This window comes from Vibrio sp. MEBiC08052, assembly GCF_001506075.1.
GTDB lineage: Bacteria > Pseudomonadota > Gammaproteobacteria > Enterobacterales > Vibrionaceae > Vibrio.
Genome location: NZ_KQ947477.1, coordinates 23,280 through 44,576, shown reverse-complemented (window position 1 = coordinate 44,576; position 21,297 = coordinate 23,280). Strand labels below are relative to the sequence as shown.

Below are 21,297 nucleotides of genomic sequence, written 5' to 3'. Positions count from 1 at the left end.
TGATGGTGCCGACTGCCGGAATCGAACTGGCGACCTACTGATTACAAGTCAGTTGCTCTACCTACTGAGCTAAGTCGGCGCTTAATCATTTTCAAATTATTCGTGGTGCCCGGAGGCGGAATCGAACCACCGACACGGGGATTTTCAATCCCCTGCTCTACCGACTGAGCTATCCGGGCAACGGGGTGTATTAAAAAGTTTTTCTCAGACAAGGTCAACAACAAAATGCAAAAAAAGTATCGTTTGTTGCTTTTATGCCCAAGTCCCCCAGAAATACAGGCTTAAAGCCCTATTTTATCAGGAGATAATGGGATAAAAATGGAGCAAACGAGCTTGTCGTTGTAGCGTAAAACCACAATCGCAGGGCGATAACGGTTGCTTAGATTTGCTCACGACGCTTGGGAAGAGAATAGCTGGTTTTTCCGGTGACGTGAAAGTGACAGAGAAGGGCAGGGGGCAACTGTAAAGCATCATGCGGATAAACCGCATGGTGAAGACAACGAAAAAAGCCACAGCATCTGCTGTGGCTTCTCGATAATGGCTCCCCCTGCGGGACTCGAACCTGCGACATACGGATTAACAGTCCGCCGTTCTACCAACTGAACTAAGGGGGAAAAGATGGTGCCTCGAGGCGGAATCGAACCACCGACACGGGGATTTTCAATCCCCTGCTCTACCGACTGAGCTATCGAGGCATGGAATAAATGGTGCCGGCTGCCGGAGTCGAACTGGCGACCTACTGATTACAAGTCAGTTGCTCTACCTACTGAGCTAAGCCGGCACGATATTTATTCTCAATGCTTTTGCTTTAATCCGATTTATTGAGCACCAGATTAAATAAATTATGGTGCCCGGAGGCGGAATCGAACCACCGACACGGGGATTTTCAATCCCCTGCTCTACCGACTGAGCTATCCGGGCAACGGAGCGCTATTAAACGGATTTACACGCCAATCGTCAACTAGTTTTTCATTTTTCTATGAAAAAAGCGACTGTTTGCATGATTTTTAACCTTGTCGTTCACAATCCAAGCGGCTTGAACACGTAAGATTGACTTATAGTTTCCCCGAATTAAACATCTGTTTGTAGTGCGTCACTTTTTCCAGATAGCGGCGGGACTCTGTGTTCGGATGTTTTTTGGTCAGCGCCCAATAAACTTGATTGGGTTGCAGACGGTTGATTTTACTCAATGCCGTCTTTTTATTGCGGCTGAACGTACGGAGAACACCACCGGCACCACCGTTATATGCAGAAATCATACTGTATTCGAGAGACTGTGAATTGGCGACCGAATTCAAATAGTCATTTTTTAAGATATAGAAATAGGCGGTTCCGGTATCAATATTATTCTCCGGATTGAACAGATATTCAGGAGAGGGTTGTCCTGAACGCTTTTTTATGCGTTGAAAGACATCCTTTCCTGCGGTTTTCGGCACGACTTGCATTAATCCATAAGCGTTTGCCCAGCTCACCGCGTAAGGATTGAAACTGCTCTCGGTCTTGATGATTGCGTAAATCAAATCTTCCGGAATACCGTATTTTCGAGACGCCCGGCGGATAATATCGGCATACTTGTAGCCACGAATTTCAACTTGATCTTCCACCATCGGGATTTCAACATAATAAGATTTTTTGAAATCGACCTGTTTGACTTGCAACTTATTTTTGATCAGGTAATCGGCAAATCGATTGGCTCGCCAGCTCCACTGAATGGCCTTGTTATCTTGATCGACGACTTGTTTATAGAGGAACGGCTTGCCTTTGAGAACGATTTTCTCGGATGAAAATAGATCGACGTGTTTGGGATCATCCGGCGTCAGAAGGGTGGTGACGATCGCTTTTTTCAGATGTTCCAACGGTTCGGTTGTTGCGACTGTCTCGACGGTAATCTGTCCTTGATTGAAATTGACATCGGCACGGCTGCGATAGTCATCAATATATTTGACGTAATTTGTTTTACCGGCAATTTTAATTTCTTTGGTTCCCCAGCGGTGTTCTATTTTTCCGGTGAAGCTGCTGATAAGAGCATCTAACGCGGCCGCATCTTTCATAAACTGGCCGGGGAGGGGGGCTAAATGTTTGGCAAATCGATTGGTCGGTTCGTAGTTCACATCGTATATTTTTTCGATCAACTCACGGCTGCAGCCACCGGTTAATAGTGGGATCACGAACAGAAACAGTGCGCTGCGTCGAGCGGTTTGCTTCTTGAGTAAAGCGCAGTACGTTGAAAAAATATGTCGAATCAGATTGGTCATCAATGGCACCTGTGCAGGAAAATACTCACACAATCGTTGTGAATTACGATTGTGTGAATAACAACTTATGACTCACTGGGTGGTGTATAGCCTTCGATGTGGACCTCTTTCCCTTCAAACAGGAAATTAACCATTTCCGTTTCGAGAAGTTGACGATGCTGCGGATCCATCATATTCAGTTTTTTTTCATTAATGAGCATGGTCTGTTTATGCTGCCACTCTGCCCAGGCTTGTTTAGAGATGTTGTCAAAAATTTTTTTCCCTAATTCGCCGGGATAAAGTTGAAAATCCAGCCCTTCGGCTTCTTTCTTCAAACGTGCACAAAAAACAGTGCGACCCATAAGGATGTCCTCATTATTCGGAGTTAAAAACTACTGCTGTTATACCAGAGAGTCCGATTTCCTGCCACTTCAGCAGCCCTCAAGGTGACGGGTCAGGAATTTTTTTATCGGTGTCGGCAATCCAAGCTTGAACACTTCACTTTTTTCGACCCACTGCTGTTGGGGTTCCGTGACACCCAAACGGTCGATCATCCAAACATTGGCATCCAGTTTATAGTGAGTAAATGTGTGTTTGAACGTGCCTTTCAGTTGTTTATGTTCACCTAACTGTTCGGGTTGCAGATGAATTTGTGGCAGACACCAGAGTGCGCCCCAAATCCCATCGCTTGCCCGTTTTTCCAGTAAAATCTTATTGTCTGATTCCACCCACAGAAATTGCCCGGTTTTCGTCGGGACGGTTTTTTTCGGTTTGGGTGTCGGTAACTCATGCACTCGGCTATGTTTTAAAGCCAGACAAGTGTTCTGAAAGCAACAGTGTTCGCAGTCGGGATTCTTGGGTTTGCAGACCGTGGCACCGATATCGAGCAAACCTTGTGCAAAAGCACGGTTATCGGTTTCCGGTGTGAATGTTTCGGCCAGTTGCCAGAGCTGCTTATCCACCGCGGATGTTCCCGGAACACCGTCAAGAGCGAAAAAACGACAAAACAGTCGTCTGACATTACCATCAACTATCGGCCCATAGTGGTTATAGGCAAATGAGCGAATTGCACCGGCGGTATAACGACCGACACCGGGAATATCCAGCAGCGCTGCGAGTGAATCCGGAAATTGCCCCTGATGATGTGCCATGATGTATTGCGCCGCTTTACGCAGATTTCTCGCCCGGGAATAGTAACCCAACCCTTGCCAGTGCTGCATGACGTCATCTTCAGTGGCCTGAGCCAAGCTTTCAACGGTCGGAAAACTCGCCATCCAACGTTCAAAATAAGGAATTACGGTCACCACCTGAGTCTGTTGTAACATCACTTCAGAAACCAGAACTCGGTACGGTGTCGGATTGCGTTGCCACGGCAGATCATGACGCCCATGAGATCGTTGCCAGTCGATCAAGTGTTGCTGAAATTGTGGCGGAGATATTGGATATTGCATTTGCATTGCTGACTTTACTTTTGAATGAATGATTTTTATCAATGACCGTTTAATCAGTGGCGAGAGCCACGATTGTATTCATCTTGTGCAATGATTGATCAGACCCCGATGAAACAACGCTGATTGCAGCACATAAAAGTTGCGTTGTAAAACACATAAATCATACAGGATTCAATATAATTTTCAGTCCAGGACTTGAACAGACACGCATTCTTTGGATAATCACACCTCCTTGTATCCGGGAGTGAGAAAACAGGCGAGAACCATGAGTGAAGTAACAACCAACGAATATACCGATGATGGTAAAGTCATGCGTAAAATTCGCAGTTTTGTTCGCCGTGAAGGGCGTCTGACCAAAGGTCAGGAAGCTGCAATGAATGAATGCTGGCCACAGATGGGAATTGATTTCCAATCACAAAAATTAGTTTGGCAGTCGGTGTTTGGCAATGACAACCCAGTGGTTCTGGAAATCGGATTCGGCATGGGAACATCGCTGGTTGAAATGGCTAAGAATGCACCGAATCAAAACTTTATCGGGATTGAAGTCCATAGTCCGGGTGTCGGGGCTTGTCTGGCTGCTGCACGGGAGGCCGGTGTGACCAACCTGCGGGTGATGTGTCACGATGCGGTTGAAGTCTTCGAACACATGATTCCCGATCACAGTCTGCACCGACTCCAGTTATTCTTTCCTGACCCGTGGCATAAAAAGCGTCACCATAAACGTCGCATCGTGCAAGCCGAATTTGCAGCGATGGTGCGTCAGAAGTTAATCATCGGAGAAGGCATTTTTCATATGGCAACGGACTGGGAAAACTACGCCGAACATATGATTGAGGTGATGAATCAGGCGCCCGGTTATCAAAATGTCGCAATCGATGGTGATTTTATTCCCCGGCCGGATGAGCGCCCGCTGACCAAGTTTGAGCAACGTGGACACCGTCTGGGACATGGTGTCTGGGATATCCAGTTCCGTTGTATTGAATAATGCTGTAGTCGAATAGCAGAACCTGCGATCACTCACCGCTTGTGATGAGTAGCCAATCCGTAAAGTAGCCATGAAACTGACAAACGAGATACTGACCGAAATATTAGAAGAAGTGCGTCCGCTGATCGGACGCGGTAAAGTTGCTGACTACATTCCGGCACTTGCGCAAGTTCAGGCGGACAAACTGGGGATTGCGGTGCTGACCAATGAGGGCGAACTATTTCAGGCCGGTGATGCTGATGAAGGCTTTTCCATTCAATCGATCTCCAAAGTGCTCAACCTCACCCTGTCGATGGGGATCTATACCCCGGATGAGATCTGGTCAAGAGTGAGAAAAGAGCCGTCAGGGCAAGCGTTCAACTCGATGATCCAGTTGGAAGTTGAACATGGTATTCCGCGTAATCCATTTATTAACGCCGGTGCGATTGTGGTTGCAGATATGTTGCAGACCCGTCTTTCTGCGCCTCGTCAACGGCTGCTGGAATTTGTCTGGGCCTTGAGTGGTGATCAGAAAATCGTGTATGACAAAGTCGTGGCCCGCTCAGAGATGAAACACAGCGACCGGAATGCAGCTATTGCGTACTTGATGCGCTCATTCGGTAACTTTGAAAACCATGTGTTGCCGGTACTGGAAAATTATTTCCACGGCTGTGCATTGAAAATGAGTTGTGTCCAGTTGGCGAAAACTTTCAGTTATCTGGCCAATCAAGGTGTCTCTGTACTGAATCATAAATCGGTGATTACCGTTGTTCAGAGCAAACAGATCAACGCGTTACTGGCAACCTGTGGTCTGTATGATGAAGCTGGAGAATTTGCCTATCGGGTCGGGATGCCGGGCAAATCCGGGGTCGGTGGCGGTATTGTTGCGATTGTGCCCGGAGAGATGACCATTGCGGTATGGTCGCCGGAACTGAACAGTTCGGGGAACTCGCTGGCCGGCAGCAAAGCGCTGGAGTTACTTTCCGAGCGTATTGGCCGCTCTATTTTTTAAGTGGTGATATCTTCAGGCACAAGATTCCACTTGTGAACACTCATTTTATGACTGACGTGCTGATGACGGGAATATCCTTATTCCTCATCAGCCATAAATTCTGCCAGTAAATCATTCAGAAACAGCTTGCCCCGTTCAGTGACTTGCCAGTGCAGATCGGTTTCATCGAGAAAACCCTGTTGTTTGGCCCGGTCGATTGTCGGTTGAACCGTTGTGAGCGGTAAGCCGGTCGTATCCACAAAGTCCTGTTTCGGACAGGTCTCGATCAAGCGGAACCGATTCATAAAAAATTCAAAAGGCCGGTCTTTGGCCGACACCTCCGCTTCCTGATCCAAATAAGGTTTGAGTAAATTTAAATACCCCTTGGGATGTTTTACTTTGGTGGTGCGAATGATACTGCCATTCGCGCAACTGATTTTACCGTGTGCCCCGCAACCAATCCCGAGATAGTCTCCGAAGCGCCAATAGTTGAGATTGTGCTGACACTGGAATCCCGGTTTTGCATACCCGGAAATCTCATACTGGATATAACCGGCTTGGGTGAGTTTTTGATGTCCCTGCTCAAAAATATCCCACAACAGATCATCATCCGGCAGACGAGGCGGTTGGGAATAAAACAGCGTATTCGGTTCTATCGTCAACTGATACCAAGACAAATGCGGTGGATCTAAATCGATCGCTTGATCTAAATCTGCCATTGCCTGTGACAGAGTCTGTCCCGGCAGACCGTGCATTAGATCCAGATTAAAACTGTTTAAACCAATTTGATGCGCCAGATGTGCCGCCCGGACCGCTTCAGCCGAACCATGTATTCTGCCGAGCTTAGTGAGTTTTTCGTTATCAAAACTCTGGATACCAATGGAGATTCGAGTGACGCCTGCCTGCCGATATTGGGCAAACCGTTCGGCTTCGATAGTGCCCGGATTGGCTTCCATCGTGATTTCAATATCCGGCTGAAAGGCTAATCTCGCCTGAACACCATCGAGTAGTCTTTTGATTGCTGCGGGGCTGATCAGGCTGGGGGTGCCGCCTCCGATAAAAATCGAGTGCAGCTTCCGTGGCTGTCCTTGACCTAATGCGTCATGGGAGTATGCGTCATGGTTTGACGGTGTGCTGAGCTGATAGCGTTGAAGATCCTGATCAAGATCTTCCAGCAGGGCATCAATATAAGCCTGTTCAGGAATACCGGACTTCAGCGCATGAGAGTTGAAGTCACAATAAGGACACTTCTGCACACACCAAGGAATATGGATATACAGACTCAGCTTCGGTGGTTTCAGCATGGTTGCTGCTCATTCGATTCTTGCACCGATTGTTGCATCAACTGTTGCATTAACAGATGAAGCGCCTGAGCGCGATGAGACAGCTGTTTTTTCCGCGATGGTGCCAGTGCTGCTGATGCACATTGCTCCGTGGGAACCCAGAATACCGGATCATAGCCAAACCCGTTGTTGCCATCAGGCTGATGCAGAATTGAGCCTTCCCAGACACCGTGACAAACCAGTGGGGTCGGATCGGCGGCATGTTTCATGAAAACCAACACGCAGTGAAAGCGAGCGCTGCGTTGTTGGTCAGGGAGCTCTGCCATTGCGGTCAGCAACTTTTCGATATTTTGCTGATCGGTGGCATCATCACCCGCATAGCGTGCTGAGTAGATGCCCGGTGCACCGTCGAGCGCATCAACTTCAAGGCCGGAGTCATCGGCAATCGCGGGTAATCCGGTTTCTGCGGCTGCATGGCGCGCTTTAATAATGGCATTTTCGATAAACGTGGTTCCGGTCTCTGCAACCTCGGAGACATTGAGATCCGTCTGCGCGAGGACTTCAAAACCGAAATCGGCCAACAGGTCAGACATTTCCCGGACTTTGCCCGGATTTCCGGTTGCTAAAACAATTTTCTGCATGATAGAGGCGCTTTCTGAGATAGGCGAATTGGGGGCATAGTGTACCTTGCCTCATTCACTTCCATCAATGGGTGGATGACATCCGTGTCAAAGAAAGAGAGTTGTCTGCTTGTCTCAAATCGGGCTGTCTCAAAGCAGCGGATAGTTATCTGACATCAGAGCCGCAGTGCTTGTGACATGACTCTCATTTCCTTCAGGCAATTTTTTGCTCGCCGGGCAACTTTTTGCTCGCCTTTGGGCAACAAGTTGCCTGTAATAATCGATCACATAATATAATGAGTTGATTTAGTTACAGAGGTGCAATTGGCACAACTGTTGCTGCTTTTATCTTATTGAATAAAAAGGTTGATCCGATTTGGAACAGAGATCAATAAGTTGAAAATCAAACCAATAATTAAGCATTTTATTGCTTATTTGCGGTGGGATAATTCTCAATAAGACAAAAGGCAATTCAAATGACAACGTTAGGTTTTCGCTTCACGATTGATGGTGTGCATGATGAGACGCTGGTGGTTCGTGAATATCAGGGAGAAGAGTCAGTATCGGACTCGATCAGCGGCGCAAGAGAACGTATCTACGGTTTTCGCTATCAAATTGAACTGGCCAGTCGCAATGCTGATCTCGCCGCCAAGCAGATTGTTGATAAAACCGCACTGCTGGAAGTGATTCAAAATGGTGAAGTGACCCAGCAAGTCCACGGTATTGTGCGCCATTTCAGTAAAGGGGATACCGGACACTCCCATTCCTTTTATTCCGTCACTTTGGTTCCGGCATTGGAACGTCTTTCTTTACGCCGCAATAGTCGGATTTTTCAAGAAAAAAACATTCTCGATATTTTTAAGATCCTGTTTCAGGAGATGAACATCACTGACTATGTTTTTTCGGTCAAACGTGAGTGTGCACCGCGCGAGTTTTGTGTGCAGTACCGGGAATCGGATCTCGACTTCTTCCATCGTTTGGCGGCGGAAGAAGGCCTGATGTACACCTTCACCCATGAAAAGGGCAAACATACACTGGTTGTCACGGATAATAGTGAAGGATTTACGCAATTAGGATCTCCGGTACCTTACAACGCCCTTTCCGGTGGTCACATGACGACACCTTATGTTTCGACCATGACGGAGCATTATCAGTCGGAAGTGAGCTCGATTGTGATGCAAGACTACAGCTTCAAAAAGCCGGACTATAACTTTGCACAATCGCTGGATGGCACAGATCTTAGTTATCAGTTACCTGACTATGAACATTTCGATCATCCGGGGCGCTTCAAAGACGATGCCAATGGTAAAGCCTTCAGCCAGATCCGACTGGAATATCTACGACGTACTGCGCATACCGCCAGCGGTAAAAGTAATGATGCCCGGGTGCAAGGTGGGGTGCGTTTTGAGCTCGAAGAACACATTGATGCAGCGATGAACCGAGAGTGGTTAGCGGTCTCTGTCAGTCATCAAGGGACTCAGCCACAGGCATTGGAAGAAGCCGGTGGTCATGGTGCAACGACTTACGCCAACCAGTTTACCGTGATCCCGAAAGAGACGCTTTGGCGAGCGACGCCCCAACCGAAACCGCAAGTAGATGGCCCTTGTATTGCGACGGTTGTCGGCCCGAAAGGGGAAGAGATTTACTGTGATGAGCATGGCCGGGTCAAATTGCATTTCCCGTGGGATCGCTATGATCAATCCGACGAAAAAAGTTCTTGCTGGGTACGGGTCGCGCAGGGCTGGGCCGGTGCTCAGTACGGCTTTATGGCCATTCCCCGTATTGGTCATGAAGTGATCGTCTCGTTCCTCAATGGTGATCCGGATCAACCCATCATCACCGGCCGGACTTACCACGCTACCAATGTGACACCTTATCTTCTGCCGAATCATAAAACTCGCACCGTTCTGAAAACCCAGACCCACCAGGGCGAAGGCTCCAACGAAGTCCGTTTTGAAGATCAGTCGGGTGTCGAGCAGATCTATATTCACGCCCAGAAAGATCAAGACATCGTCATCAACAATATCCATCGTGAATCGGTCGGGTTAGACAGTCACCGCCGGGTCGGACGTCATCTATATCAGATGATTACTGAAAATGTCCATCGTCTGGTCGGCAAGAATGTCAATGAAGAGTTCGGACAGGATCATCATCAAAAAGTCGGCCGCAACGTCGTTCAGCGCATTATCGGCAAACTCAGTCAGTTTATTTCCGGTGGCATTATCCAAAAGATCGAAGGGGCCTGGGTGGCTGATATTACTGCATCTGAAGAGAAAAAAATTGGTGCCAATCAACGGGTTGAAGTCAATAACGAAAGTTATCTCAAGGCAAAAAAAGTGATTCTCGATGCCGGAGATTCTCTGACGATTCACGGGCCGGGCGGGTTTGTTAAAATTGATAGTGGCGGCGTTACGATCTCCGGCACGAAAGTCAAAATCAATGAAGGTGGCTCACCGGATAAAGGCACCGCACCAACGATGGTGAAACCGGATGAGACCAATAAACCACAAGAGCCGGAAGCACCGGATCGGAGGGGATAACCATGCCTGCAGCAGCAAGACTCGGTGACAACGGCTCAGGTCATGGCTGTTTTCCGGCGACGCCGATCATTGCCGGTAGCGGTGACGTCTCGATCAACGGTAAACCCGCAGCACGTAAAGGCGATGCGATCTTACTGCACGCCTGCCCGTGTCCGCAGGTTCCTCACGGGATCCACGGCCGCAGTATCTCTGCCGGGTCTGCCAATGTTTCGATCAACGGCAAACCGGCAGCCCGGGTCGGTGATGCCATCGACTGCGGCGGCTCGGTCGCGGCAGGCTCCGGGAATGTATTTATTGGCGACACGCCGTACAAATCCCCGACGCATAATTGTGGCGAAGGAGCTGTGTGTAGTAAGAATCCATTCCTGAAGATCACGCCGCTGGCTGAACCTGTTCCATTTGTATGGGAGAAAACGTTTGAGCAGTCGGTAGCACAGGGAAAGGCGATTGTTCAGGCGGCGAAGCAGGACAAAGCATTCGTCCCTGTTTGTGAGAAGTTACGCAACAAAGCATAGAACTAAGTTAAAAACATAAGCCGAGGTGAAGTATGGCTGAAAGGATAGACAGAACCGATGGAGCATGTAACTGAATTCAGACTGATAGAACTGCTGGAATATGCTGAAGCTCAAGACAGTACATTATATCTGATGCTGGATGTCGCGACGCAAGATAACTTCTGGCAACAATGGCAATCCCGGTTATTAGCACAGGCACCGGAATGGCAGTATTTATACCAACAGACATCATTTGAGCATTTGAAATCTGTCTCTCCTGTTTTGGTTCGGGTGACAAATGGCAATATCGGGAATGACTTACTGCAATTTTTACCGAATACGAGTTGGGGGTGCCTGTTTATTTCTCCTTTCTCTTTAGATGCATTACTGAAACACTGGCAGTGTTGGATGACAATTTATCTACCCAATGGACAAGAGAGTCTTTTCCGTATCTATTCACCGCGTATTTTGCAACTGTTTTTGCAGACGGAGAGTGTAGATGAAGCTGATCGGGAACGTTTAACAGATCCATTCCTGATGATGCTTGTCAGCACCAAAACGCCTTTGGTTTATGACGCATTGTTTCGCCAGTTGGAAGCTCGGCCATCTCCTTTATCTCAGGGAGAATGGTTTTATATGGAAGAAGATTTGTTCACAGCTATTGAAGCGTTATACCACGATCAAACATTGGCTGATTTAGCCATAGAGCTGTTTCACGAAACTCCCGGTACTTGCATGATGCTGGAATATGATGAGGTTATTCTGGGGCTGGACGATAGTCTGAAAAAAGCAGCCGGCTATGCGAGAGCCAGCTTTCTGGAGCGTAAAATTTTTGCTTTCAGTCGGTTTATCTACGGTAGCCATTTCTGGCGACTGCCGCAGTTTCAGATTGTTCTTGAAACCAGCTCACTCGGACAGGCGCTGTATGAATTAAATCAACGTCCCGACTGGCAACAAGCCATTCAGCAAGATTATCACAATGCCGATTGGCTCAGACAATTACAACAGGAGCGTATATGAGTAACCCCAGTTGCAGTAGCTGTCCGCCGTTTGACCCTGAAGGAATGTCGGAACTTGCGGTGATCTGCTCTTTAATCTGTGTCTGTAATAAAAAGCCGCTGAAAAGCACCGGTGGTAATCGAGATTTAAAACAGCAGTGTGTTAATGAAGGGATCCGATGGATGCACAAGGGGAAGCAGGGGAAAAATATCCTGCCGGAAGTGGGTTACAACATGTATAAATCCCCTCCCGAACCCCTGATGATGAGTGATGATCCAACCCAGCCGATCAGATCTTGGCAACATCGGTATAACCGAACGCTGAAATCTTTACCGGAGGGACAGTCATATGAAAGTGGGGGGATTCGTATTCCTGATATTGTGATTACTGAAGATCCGACCAAGGCACCGACACAGGATAATATCCGACAAATCGTTGAAATTAAGTTTCCCGGAGATAAATGGGGGGTTGGACAAAGAGACGCGTATGAGAAAATTGCCGGCAAGAAGAGGAAAGTAAAAGAATTATCTCCGAATCGCTGTGGATGTGATGACAAACAAGATCAGAAGAAACCGGTTGCGGTACCACATCGGGAAGTTCAACATGCTTGGGATAAAGAACGGGACCGTCAGCAACAGTTACAACAGCTGCATCCCTGGCGAGATACAGGGCTTGCGGTTTTAGCCGGACTGGCAGTCGTTGCTTTGGTTCTTGATGATCTACTACCTACCGGAGCTACGCAGGCTGATGATGCTTTAATCCCGGTGGCCGGCAGTAGTGCTTCAGTCGCCGCATCCCGGGCTATTGCAGGATTTTCCGGCGCATTTTCTGTTCCTGTAGCAGTACCAGTGCTGACGCCGTAACCTGAATACAGTCACGTAAATGTCATTTCAGAATTGATAATCGAATGAAAATAGGAGAACTCTTATGGATCCGACCCTTGAACAACAGGTTCGGCTGATTGATCCGGAAGACCAGCGAGTCTTGATGACGGTCTGCCTGAATCTAACGCTGTTTTTCCGTGGCGGAAGCACTCCGGAAAAGCGTCAGGCTATCTTGATGATGTTAACCGACTACCAGCAGATGATGCAGGGCAAACTCAATTTTACCACTAATCCACAGACAGGAAGCTGGAAAGATCTTCGGAAAAAACCGTATCAGACACCGCATGACTGGTTACCTGAGTTGTCCGATCAGGAATGGGAATTTGTTTATCACGGCGGACAACATCACCGTGATGCTTCTGATATTCGGTTTTTAGTGCTTGGCAAACCTTCTTGGCAAGAACAACACGGTGATTTGGGATGGGTAACCGTCAATTTTCCACTGAACTTTTTCAGCGCCTCCTCTGAGACTTTTCAAGATGTGGCGTTGCGTTGGATCGAAGCATTGCAGCCATTACATGGTTACGGTGCAATCAGTACGACTCACAACCACTTTGATGATCATGAATATGAATCTTTAGAAGTCCAACTGGCTGAGCAGTATCCGGGATTAGACATTCCTGATTATATTGGTCATGGATTACACCTGAAAGATCAGATCAAAGGGGTGAATTGGTTGACTATTATTCATCAGACTCATCTCGACAGCATTGGTGGATTACCTGCACTGGAGGCAATTTCCGGTATTCGGGTCTGGCAGAGAGGAGATAACACCATTATTCAAGCTGCAGATCAGCCTACTTTGGCGAAAATACCCCAAAGTTATTATCAGTTGGGCGCTTTGTTGGCTCCGGTACGCAGTACCACTCTTTATGAACCCCATTATGAAGATGAAGGGTTTACTGAAGAGGATTATGCTCAGTGGTTGGCCCGGTTTGATACACCTGATATTTGATTCGTCGGAACAGAGGAATGACTAAGCGTGGAAATACTACCGTTTGAAATTCTCGGGGAATGTAATTTCCCGGATATTGAGCTGCAGGAGGTGATTCCTGAAGATTTTCAAATCACTATTACGGGAGATATGAGAATCGGGTCCATCGTCGACATAACGTTGGCTGACGGACTTTATCAGCTCACGATTGCCTCTGAGAGTCGTACTCCGCTGGCATGGAAAGTATGGCACGATGAAGCATGGCAGCCGGCAAGTGATTCTCCGGTTTTTCAACATATTTTCAGGTTTATCAAACAGCCGGATGAGCAGTTTGTCATTGAAGGTCTGGACGAGAAAAATGATAAAACCCGCTTATACATTCATCGACCTGTTCTTCAGGTCACGCAGATGTCATCAGGGGAATAGCCATGATGGAACATCAGCCAACTGAAACGAGTAATCAATCCCTCAACGTGTTTAAGCAACCCCGCGACATGTGGCAGGCCGGTCTAGGAAAAGGGACTGATTTTTTCCTAGCAGAAGCAGCGATTAATGCCAATGTTCTTTCGATGCTACCGGAATTTTCTGATATTGAAGATTTTCGTCTGTACTGGGGAAATATGGGCGAAGTCCATGCATCGATCTCACCTTATCTGTTTCCTCTGACGGATTGGAAACACTTTGAAGCAGAGGTTGCAATGCAGCCTAATTGGGGGGTGTTAATTCGTCTCACGGAGAACTATCGGCATCATCCGCAGGCAATGCAGTTACTGATGGAACACTTAAGAGAGTGGAGCATGATTACCTCTCCGCGACAGGAAGATATGCTCTTGCGGGTCTCTGACTGGACGATATTGAAGGTTTTGCTTGAAGCCAGCGGTGATGACGAAGTTCAGGCAATTTTTGGCCCTGTTGCCCAATTCGTTTTCTGGCGGCATGGTGAGACGGATGTTGAAGTCATCACTCGGCGGGAGCAGAAAAGGTCTACATTACCACACCGCTCACCTCAGCTCTTATCGAAGGCACAATATCAGGCTCTCAGTATCTGGGCTAACCGGCAGATCTACCGTCAGTATCAGGATCATTTACAAGCCCATCACAGCGAAACCCAAAGCTGGGAACAGGCACAGTTCGATCAATATCTCTATCAGCATATCACTCAGGCCAATCAATTGGGGTTTACTCAACCGAATGATGTAGTCCGGTATCTGAGTCTGACCGTGGTTTTCGGCGAGCAGTTTACAACGCAGCCTTGGGCTGAACAGATTTTAAAATCACCGGATTATCAGGGGACAAAAAGCCGGATGGATCGATTATTTGAACGCGGATTAGATGAATTGGATAAGGAGTCAGAACAATCATGAGCGAGAATAAAAAAGCCGACTTGCTCTCCAGTGCAGAGGCTGCCACCCAGAACTTCTCGACCGATAATGTCCTCGATGGCGGGTGTGTTGAATGCGGTTGCGAAGTGTTTATCCGTTACCACTATGATGATGACAAACCCGTACCAGAAGCTGAATTTGTGCTGACCGACAGTAACAAAACCGAAATTTCGGGCAAAACCGACAAACAGGGCATGTGCAAAATCCAGAACATGGGCTGCGGTGGTTTTGAAATTTTGCTGGGTGAAGGCAGTGATGAATTCAACCCCCAAGATGTGGCAGAAAACAATCCCGTGATTCAGGCCAATCCCGAATATGCGGCCAAAGCCGGAGAATATTTTGCGCTGTATACCCTGCTGAGTCGGAAGGGAATTTTATCCTATGATGCTGATGACAGCTCGGACCGGTTCGTTGATGTAGACCGACACTGGTTGACGCGAGTCCCTGATGAATATGATGAAGCGTATGACCGCTTCTGGGAGCTGGATAAAGAGATAAACCACGGGCCTAAAGAACTGAGACAGGCGGTCAATAAAATTCACCACAGTCTGGCCGGAGAAATGGCCGGGATGGCGCATGACAACACAGCGATTCTGCTGTTTTGCGAAATCGCACTCGGCTTTGTGCCGGTGGTCGGTCAGGCGATGGATTTGTATGACTTAGGCTGCTGGGGCTGGGATACCTGCACTAAACCCGATCTGGATGTTTGGCACTGGGCGGGAGGTGTGCTGGCTGTGATCGGTTTTGTGCCGGGACTGGGCGATGCAACCAAGAAAACCGGTAAAACCATCATCAATGCACTGGAAAACGCAGACTCGCGTGTCATTCAGAAAGCGATCAAAATGCTGCGCAGTTTGTCGAACGGCAATCTGGTTAAGTATCTGAAAAAGTTCGGGGGCTTACTGTCCGAGTATGCCAACAAAGCCAAAAAATTACTCAATGACATTATTGACGGGCTGACCAAGGCGATTAAGAACAGTAAAAGCTGGGCGGTCAAACTGCTGAGTAATTCGTTTGAAATGCTGGTCGATGCGATGAAGTCGCTGGAAAAGAAAATCGACGAAATGGTCGGTAAGATCAGTGACAAGGTCGATGAATTTATCGATAAAGTTATTACCCGTAAAACCGGTACACCACACCCGAAAAATACCGTAGTGGATGCGGATAATCTCAATGCAGGGAAAGAGCGGGTGCATTCGGATTCGAGCACGTCATCAACTAAGTCAGAGGGAACACAGCAAACAGAAGGAGGGGGACAACTCGGAGAAGGAGGTTGCGGTACCGGAAGGGGAGATCCAATTGACCTGAATACAGGGAAAGCACTTGAGGAGCGGCAGGATTTTGTATTGACGGGCATTTTGCCGCTGGAGCATCAACGTTATTATCATTCAACAGGGCTGAAAGAAACGGGTCTGATGGGCAGTTTGTGGCGCAGCAACTGGGATATCTCACTGACTATCGAAGGAATGCAGGCAACCTTTACCGATACCGACTATACCCAAGGCGTATTTGAGCTTCCAGAGCCGGATGAGGAAACGACATCTTTGCTCAAACCTCAATGGCGATTGCTTCGGGGGAAAAATGCAGAATTACTGCTCAGACATAAAGATGGTCTGATTTATCATTTTGGTCATGCGATTGGCACAACCTTGCGTCTGTCCCAAATATCTGATGCTTACGGCAATACCATTCAGTTTGCTTATGAGCGTCGTACGCTCAAATGGGTCATCCTCAGTGATGGACGGTTGGTTGAGGTCAAGACCGAGCGTAACCGTATGACACAACTGACGCTGTGCGAAGCTGACCGGACACCGCTGCGGGAGCTAGCCCGCTATAACTACGACAAATCCGGCAGGCTACTTTCCGTGCGAGGGGAATCCGGTCGTAATTTCGATTATCAGTACAGTAAAGAGGGTTATCTGACCCGCTGGCAGGATTTGGCCCACACGTGGGTTGAACATGACTACGATGCGCAGGGTCGAGTAATCGCCAGCCGCTGTGCCGACGGGTTATGGACTGACCAAATCCGCTACGATGATGAAAAACATATCCATTATTACAAAAGTGCTTTTGGTGGGATTGAAACTTTCCATCTGGATGAGCGTAATCGACCTTATGCAATTGTCGATGCGGCAGGTAACCGTTTGGAGCAGCAGTGGCAGGATGGCTTGCTGGTGGCTGAAACCAATGCACTGGGAGAAACGACAGCCTACAGCTATGATGCATGGGGGAATATCACCACAGCAACTTTGCCGGATGGGACGGTACACAGCTATGATTACAATGAACAAGGCTGGCTGACAAGTTACACTGACCCACTCGGTGCCAGTTGGTTGTACGAGCACAACTCTCAGGGGGATGTGATTCAAGTCACCGATCCGGAAGGCCGGGTCTGGCAGATGAGCTACACCGAGCGCGGCTTGCGTGATTCCTTGACGGAGCCGGACGGCAGTGTCACACGCTATCACTACAATGAACGTGGCCTGTTGACCCGGCTGGAGCCTGCCGCAGGTTACGGGATGAATTTCCACTATGACCGGTTTGACCGCTTGGTGAAACGGGTCAGTGATAAACGCGATTCGCAGGGCAATCTCACCCGCCGCTGGCATTATCATCAGTCCAATCCGTTTCCTGAAAAAGTCATCTACGAAGACGGCAGCGAAGCCCACTTCAGTTACGATATTGAAGGGAATCTCACCGCGGTCACCGATGCCCTCGGTCAGACCCAGCACTTTACTTATGGTGCTTTCGATAAACTCAAAACTGTCACCGACCCGTTGGGGGCAACGACCCGCTATCACTACAATGCTGAAGCCGAATTTGCCGGGGTGACGAACAGCCACGGCCAGCAGTGGCTGTACGGTTTCGACAAGCTGGGACGGATTGAAAGCGAACGTCATTACGACGGGCGCACTGAGAATTACGGTTATGATGCCGTTGGTCGATTGACACAGCGCAGCAAACCGGATGGTCACACTTTCCGCTATCAGTACGATGTATGCGGCCGACTGCTCCAGAGCGAAAGCTTCGATAATCAGGACCATCCGACCGGTAAAAGCTGGTATGAATATGATGCCGCCTCGCGGCTGACCTACGCAGAAAACGGTGATGCGTGGATTGCACTGGCCTACAGCCCGGCCGGGCAACTAGTCAGTGAAAATATCAACGGCACCGAATTGACCCACCGGTACGATGCCGCCGGACGGCGGATTCAGTCATCGGGGACGGAGAGTGAGCGCAGTTATCAATGGCAACAGCAACAGTTGTCCGCACTTGCTGTCGGCAGTCATAATCCGCTGACTTTTGCCTACCATCCGGGCGGGGAAGAGAAGCAGCGTAGTAACGGCAGCGGCTTTGACTTGCGCCATGAGTGGAGTGCGACGGGATTATTGACCGGGCAGCAACTGGGCAATCAATCGCTACGTCAGTACCGCTACGATGTACTGGACCGGCTGACCGGGATAGAAGACAGTCATCGCGGCAGTGCTGAATTTACCCTTAACCCCAACAGTCAGATTACTGCGGTGCGGCAGCGTAAATCGTGGGAAACCAAAGCCGGATTCGTTCATCTGTTTGGGTATGACAGCGAGCTGAATCTCAATGAAGAAGGCTTTGGCAGTGAATACGGTGACAATGTGGTGTCGCTGGCCGACGAGCGGATAAAACGCCAGAAACGCGACTATGATAAAGCCGGGCGAGTGACTGAAGTCGGCCGCTTCAAATATCGTTACGACGAATGTGGCCGGGTGATAGAGAAAACCGAATCGAAAGATGGCTTCCGCCCGCAGAGTACAAGATTTATCTGGAATGACGAAGACCGCCTGACCCATATCGAGCTGTCGGACGGGCGACGTTACCGCTATCGTTACGACCCGTTCGGACGACGGATTGCTAAAGAGTGCCTGCAAACCCAGCAGCAGACCCATTATCTGTGGGACGGCAGCACGTTGGTGCAGCAGAGCCTGATTACCGCTGACGGGACGGCCCTGACCAGCACCGAATATCTGTACGAGCCGGGCAGCCACCGCCCGATGGCGCAAGTCACCACTCGTCACGGCAGCAACCGAAGAGACCTGCACTATATCGTCACCGACCATGCCGGCACACCGCAAGAGTTGGTGAGTGAGGCCGGGGAAATCGAATGGCGCGGTGAACAAGCCGTGTGGGGCAAATACCAGCAGCAACAGTTTAACCTCAAAATTCAACGGGGTTATCTCGAAGACGCCGCCAACGAAGCCCTGAGCTGTGACCTGCGTTATCAGGGACAGATCGAAGATCGGGAATCCGGGCTTTACTACAATCTCAATCGTTACTACGATGCAGACAGCGGCCAGTATCTCAGCCCCGACCCGATCGGATTTGCGGGGGGATTGAGGCCTCAGGGTTATGTGCATAACCCGATGGAGTGGGTGGATCCGCTGGGGTTGAGTACGGAAGGATGTAAAGATGCTTCTGGAAGACCACTTAGTAGCCCACAATATTCAGTGGCTTACGAAACTAAGATCGACAAAGAGTTTTATCCGGGACGATCTGATAAAGTTCATTTCCAGCAAGCTAATAAGAATCTGCATGAGGCAATGCAAGCAGATCCTGCCTTTGCCGCTAGTATGGAAAATATGTACCCAGGAATTACTGAAGGAGTTAAACCAGGACCTCGTGGCGCCTATCCAAGACGCTCACCGGTAAAAGATTTGACGTGGCATCACCATCCAGAGAAACCTGGTGTAATGCAATTGGTGCCATTATCTCAGCATCAAGCACCCGGTATAGTTCAAGAATCCTTGCATCCCGGAGGCAAGGGAGGTATGTATTATTGGGGAGGTGGAAGATAAAATGGAAGATAAAATGTTTCAAAAAAAACTAAGAGATGTATTAAGTAATTCTGAAAATATTGATTGGCGTTTAGCGCTGTACTTGCCGAAAGATGTTTCATCTTGGAGTTTAGATACATTAGTTATTATAGAAGATCCTGATGATGTAGACTCTGATGACGAAGATGAAGATCCAATAGCAGTTAAAGATGCTGGATATAGATATGTTTTAGGAATCCAAACAATACAAAGTATAGTTAATAATTTAAAAATGCAGAAAAATAATATTAGAGATGGTGATTTGTTTAAAGCATTTATATATTATTTTGAAAATGATGCGTTCATTAAATTATAGGTTTTTAAAGTGGTTTGATTTCGTGATTGGACTGGGTAGTGTTCAAAATTCTGTGTCATTTCTGTAAACTGAACCAAAAAGGAAATGACACTTTATGTCTGACGATAAATTCGAAATCGATGTTCAGGCCTTTGCCAAAGCTCTCCAATCTGGACAAGGACTGAACGGCAAAGATGGCCTGCTCACGCCGCTGATTAAGCAAATCACTGAAGCTGCTCTCGGCGCTGAAATTGACCAGCACCTTGCTGATGAACCCGATAATCGAAAAAATGGTAAGTCCCGGAAAAATATCAAAACCTCATCCGGGGAATTTGAACTCGAAACGCCCCGTGACCGCAATGGCTCTTTTGACCCGCAAACTGTCAAGAAGCACCAGACCCGGCTGACCGATGAGATGGAACGCAATGTCCTCTCCCTGTTTGCCCTTGGCAACAGCTATCAACATATCCGGGAATATCTGCTGGATATGTATGGTATCAGCGTTTCCAATGGCACGATTAACGCCATCACCGACCGTCTTATCCCTGAGCTCAGAGCATGGCAAGAGCGGGATTTAGACCCCGTCTATCCGGTCGTATGGCTCGATGCCGTTCACTACAAAATCAAGGAAAACGGCCGCTTTGTCTCCAAAGCCATCTACACTATCCTGGCTCTCAATATCGAAGGAAAAAAAGAGCTGCTGGGCATTTATCTCTCTGATGCCGAAGGTGCGCATTACTGGCTCAGTGTCCTGACCGACTTACAAAATCGCGGTGTCAAAGATATTTGTATTGCCTGTGTCGATGGCCTCAAGGGGTTCCCTCAGGCGATTGAAACCATTTACCCGCAGACTGAAGTCCAACTCTGTGTTATCCATCAAATCCGTAACTCGATGAAATATGTCGCCAGCAAAAATCAGAAAGCTTTTATGGCGGATTTAAAGTGCGTCTATAAAGCTGCGACGCTCAAGGCTGCCGAGCACGAACTTGATGAGCTGGAAGTCAAATGGGGGCAACAATATCCGTTGGTGATTCAGTCATGGCGCAATAAATGGGAGAACCTATCGGTATATTTCAAATATCCTGAGCAGGTCCGCAAAGCTATTTACACCACCAATGCGGTTGAGGCGGTGCATCGGCAGTTCCGCAAGCTGACCAAGACCAAAGGTGGCTTCGCCAATGAAACCAGCTTGCTCAAGCTGTTGTATGCAGGTATGTTGAAAGCCAGTGAAAAATGGACGCATCCGGTGCAAAACTGGAACCTGACGCTGTCTCAGCTCAGTATCCACTTTGAAGGCCGACTCACTCCATACCTGGATTTATAAAAATGGGCGTGACACAGAATAATGAACAGTCTCGGTGAGTCGGCCTTCAAAG

At 48.3% G+C, this 21,297-nt stretch carries 16 protein-coding genes, 6 tRNA genes and 1 pseudogene; 12 read left to right on the top strand and 11 right to left on the bottom strand.

Annotated features, from left to right (window positions below; genetic code table 11):
- Positions 1-3: 3 nt before the first annotated feature.
- The 9 genes from VRK_RS20070 to mutY all read right to left on the bottom strand — a co-directional run bounded on the left by VRK_RS20070 (position 4) and on the right by mutY (position 3,685).
- Positions 4-79 (bottom strand) — tRNA-Thr (locus tag VRK_RS20070).
- A gap of 24 nt (positions 80-103) precedes the next feature.
- A tRNA-Phe gene (locus VRK_RS20065) sits at positions 104-179 on the bottom strand.
- A gap of 359 nt (positions 180-538) precedes the next feature.
- A tRNA-Asn gene (locus tag VRK_RS20060) sits at positions 539-614 on the bottom strand.
- Between the two features lie 5 nt (positions 615-619).
- Positions 620-695 (bottom strand) — tRNA-Phe (locus tag VRK_RS20055).
- Positions 696-705: 10 nt separating this feature from the next.
- A tRNA-Thr gene (locus VRK_RS20050) sits at positions 706-781 on the bottom strand.
- A gap of 64 nt (positions 782-845) precedes the next feature.
- Positions 846-921, bottom strand: a tRNA-Phe gene (locus tag VRK_RS20045).
- 134 nt (positions 922-1,055) lie between these two features.
- Positions 1,056-2,255: a membrane-bound lytic murein transglycosylase MltC gene (gene mltC, locus VRK_RS20040; protein ID WP_082671488.1), complete on the bottom strand. Its 1,200-nt coding sequence runs from the start codon at positions 2,253-2,255 to the stop codon at positions 1,056-1,058.
- Between the two features lie 65 nt (positions 2,256-2,320).
- Positions 2,321-2,596, bottom strand: coding sequence for an oxidative damage protection protein (locus VRK_RS20035; RefSeq protein ID WP_059123276.1), 276 nt, complete (start codon positions 2,594-2,596; stop codon positions 2,321-2,323).
- A gap of 69 nt (positions 2,597-2,665) precedes the next feature.
- Positions 2,666-3,685, bottom strand: a complete 1,020-nt coding sequence (mutY, locus tag VRK_RS20030; protein WP_059123358.1) for an A/G-specific adenine glycosylase — start codon at positions 3,683-3,685, stop codon at positions 2,666-2,668.
- Between the two features lie 265 nt (positions 3,686-3,950).
- Between mutY and trmB the strand changes: the two genes are divergently transcribed.
- Both trmB and glsB read left to right on the top strand, forming a co-directional pair.
- Positions 3,951-4,670 carry a tRNA (guanosine(46)-N7)-methyltransferase TrmB gene (trmB, locus tag VRK_RS20025; RefSeq protein WP_059123275.1) on the top strand — a complete coding sequence of 240 codons (720 nt, stop codon included), beginning with the start codon at positions 3,951-3,953 and terminating at the stop codon, positions 4,668-4,670.
- A 70-nt stretch (positions 4,671-4,740) separates the two neighbouring features.
- A complete protein-coding gene (glsB, locus tag VRK_RS20020) occupies positions 4,741-5,661 on the top strand; it encodes a glutaminase B (RefSeq protein WP_059123274.1) in 921 nt (306 codons plus the stop codon).
- 77 nt (positions 5,662-5,738) lie between these two features.
- Here the strand turns inward: glsB and hemW are convergent, their stop codons facing one another.
- Both hemW and VRK_RS20010 read right to left on the bottom strand, forming a co-directional pair.
- The gene (gene hemW / locus VRK_RS20015) at positions 5,739-6,944 is read right to left on the bottom strand and encodes a radical SAM family heme chaperone HemW (protein WP_059123273.1); all 1,206 of its coding nucleotides are present in this window, start codon (positions 6,942-6,944) and stop codon (positions 5,739-5,741) included.
- Positions 6,938-7,564, bottom strand: a complete 627-nt coding sequence (locus tag VRK_RS20010; protein WP_059123272.1) for an XTP/dITP diphosphatase — start codon at positions 7,562-7,564, stop codon at positions 6,938-6,940. Before VRK_RS20010 ends, hemW begins: the two co-directional genes overlap by 7 nt.
- Before the next feature lie 455 nt (positions 7,565-8,019).
- Between VRK_RS20010 and tssI the strand changes: the two genes are divergently transcribed.
- The 10 genes and pseudogenes from tssI (at position 8,020) to VRK_RS19960 (ending at position 21,245) form a co-directional block, all read left to right on the top strand.
- Positions 8,020-10,083, top strand: a complete 2,064-nt coding sequence (tssI, locus tag VRK_RS20005; RefSeq protein ID WP_059123271.1) for a type VI secretion system tip protein TssI/VgrG — start codon at positions 8,020-8,022, stop codon at positions 10,081-10,083.
- A gap of 2 nt (positions 10,084-10,085) precedes the next feature.
- Positions 10,086-10,382, top strand: a pseudogene (locus tag VRK_RS20000) (PAAR domain-containing protein); the annotation flags it as partial.
- A 273-nt stretch (positions 10,383-10,655) separates the two neighbouring features.
- Complete coding sequence (locus tag VRK_RS19995) at positions 10,656-11,597, top strand: DUF4123 domain-containing protein (protein WP_059123269.1); 942 nt, start codon at positions 10,656-10,658, stop codon at positions 11,595-11,597.
- Complete coding sequence (locus VRK_RS19990; protein WP_059123268.1) at positions 11,594-12,439, top strand: VRR-NUC domain-containing protein; 846 nt, start codon at positions 11,594-11,596, stop codon at positions 12,437-12,439. The genes VRK_RS19995 and VRK_RS19990 overlap by 4 nt, the downstream gene beginning before the upstream one ends.
- 64 nt (positions 12,440-12,503) lie before the next feature.
- On the top strand, positions 12,504-13,415 hold the full coding sequence (locus VRK_RS19985) for a type VI immunity family protein (protein WP_059123267.1): 912 nt from the start codon (positions 12,504-12,506) through the stop codon (positions 13,413-13,415).
- Positions 13,416-13,442: 27 nt separating this feature from the next.
- Positions 13,443-13,820 (top strand): hypothetical protein, encoded by a 378-nt coding sequence (locus tag VRK_RS19980; RefSeq protein WP_059123266.1) that lies wholly within the window; start codon positions 13,443-13,445, stop codon positions 13,818-13,820.
- A 2-nt stretch (positions 13,821-13,822) separates the two neighbouring features.
- A complete protein-coding gene (locus tag VRK_RS19975) occupies positions 13,823-14,758 on the top strand; it encodes a DUF4123 domain-containing protein (RefSeq protein ID WP_059123265.1) in 936 nt (311 codons plus the stop codon).
- Positions 14,755-19,608: an RHS repeat-associated core domain-containing protein gene (locus VRK_RS19970; RefSeq protein WP_059123264.1), complete on the top strand. Its 4,854-nt coding sequence runs from the start codon at positions 14,755-14,757 to the stop codon at positions 19,606-19,608. The genes VRK_RS19975 and VRK_RS19970 overlap by 4 nt, the downstream gene beginning before the upstream one ends.
- A 1-nt stretch (position 19,609) precedes the next feature.
- The gene (locus VRK_RS19965; RefSeq protein ID WP_197413198.1) at positions 19,610-19,942 is read left to right on the top strand and encodes a DUF7716 domain-containing protein; all 333 of its coding nucleotides are present in this window, start codon (positions 19,610-19,612) and stop codon (positions 19,940-19,942) included.
- A gap of 94 nt (positions 19,943-20,036) precedes the next feature.
- Entirely contained in the window at positions 20,037-21,245 is a 1,209-nt protein-coding gene (locus VRK_RS19960) for an IS256 family transposase (protein ID WP_059122417.1), read from the top strand.
- Positions 21,246-21,297: the final 52 nt, after the last annotated feature.

Bases quoted from the DNA above. Each gene is read 5' to 3' on its own strand.
- mutY (WP_059123358.1), bottom strand. From the start codon at position 3,685: ATGCAATATCCAATATCTCCGCCACAATTTCAGCAACACTTGATCGAC.
- VRK_RS19975 (WP_059123265.1), top strand. From the start codon at position 13,823: ATGATGGAACATCAGCCAACTGAAACGAGTAATCAATCCCTCAACGTG.
- glsB (WP_059123274.1), top strand. From the start codon at position 4,741: ATGAAACTGACAAACGAGATACTGACCGAAATATTAGAAGAAGTGCGT.
- trmB (WP_059123275.1), top strand. From the start codon at position 3,951: ATGAGTGAAGTAACAACCAACGAATATACCGATGATGGTAAAGTCATG.
- VRK_RS19965 (WP_197413198.1), top strand. From the start codon at position 19,610: ATGGAAGATAAAATGTTTCAAAAAAAACTAAGAGATGTATTAAGTAAT.
- VRK_RS19985 (WP_059123267.1), top strand. From the start codon at position 12,504: ATGGATCCGACCCTTGAACAACAGGTTCGGCTGATTGATCCGGAAGAC.
- hemW (WP_059123273.1), bottom strand. From the start codon at position 6,944: ATGCTGAAACCACCGAAGCTGAGTCTGTATATCCATATTCCTTGGTGT.
- VRK_RS19995 (WP_059123269.1), top strand. From the start codon at position 10,656: ATGGAGCATGTAACTGAATTCAGACTGATAGAACTGCTGGAATATGCT.
- tssI (WP_059123271.1), top strand. From the start codon at position 8,020: ATGACAACGTTAGGTTTTCGCTTCACGATTGATGGTGTGCATGATGAG.
- VRK_RS20010 (WP_059123272.1), bottom strand. From the start codon at position 7,564: ATGCAGAAAATTGTTTTAGCAACCGGAAATCCGGGCAAAGTCCGGGAA.
- VRK_RS19990 (WP_059123268.1), top strand. From the start codon at position 11,594: ATGAGTAACCCCAGTTGCAGTAGCTGTCCGCCGTTTGACCCTGAAGGA.
- VRK_RS19960 (WP_059122417.1), top strand. From the start codon at position 20,037: ATGTCTGACGATAAATTCGAAATCGATGTTCAGGCCTTTGCCAAAGCT.
- VRK_RS19970 (WP_059123264.1), top strand. From the start codon at position 14,755: ATGAGCGAGAATAAAAAAGCCGACTTGCTCTCCAGTGCAGAGGCTGCC.
- mltC (WP_082671488.1), bottom strand. From the start codon at position 2,255: ATGACCAATCTGATTCGACATATTTTTTCAACGTACTGCGCTTTACTC.
- VRK_RS20035 (WP_059123276.1), bottom strand. From the start codon at position 2,596: ATGGGTCGCACTGTTTTTTGTGCACGTTTGAAGAAAGAAGCCGAAGGG.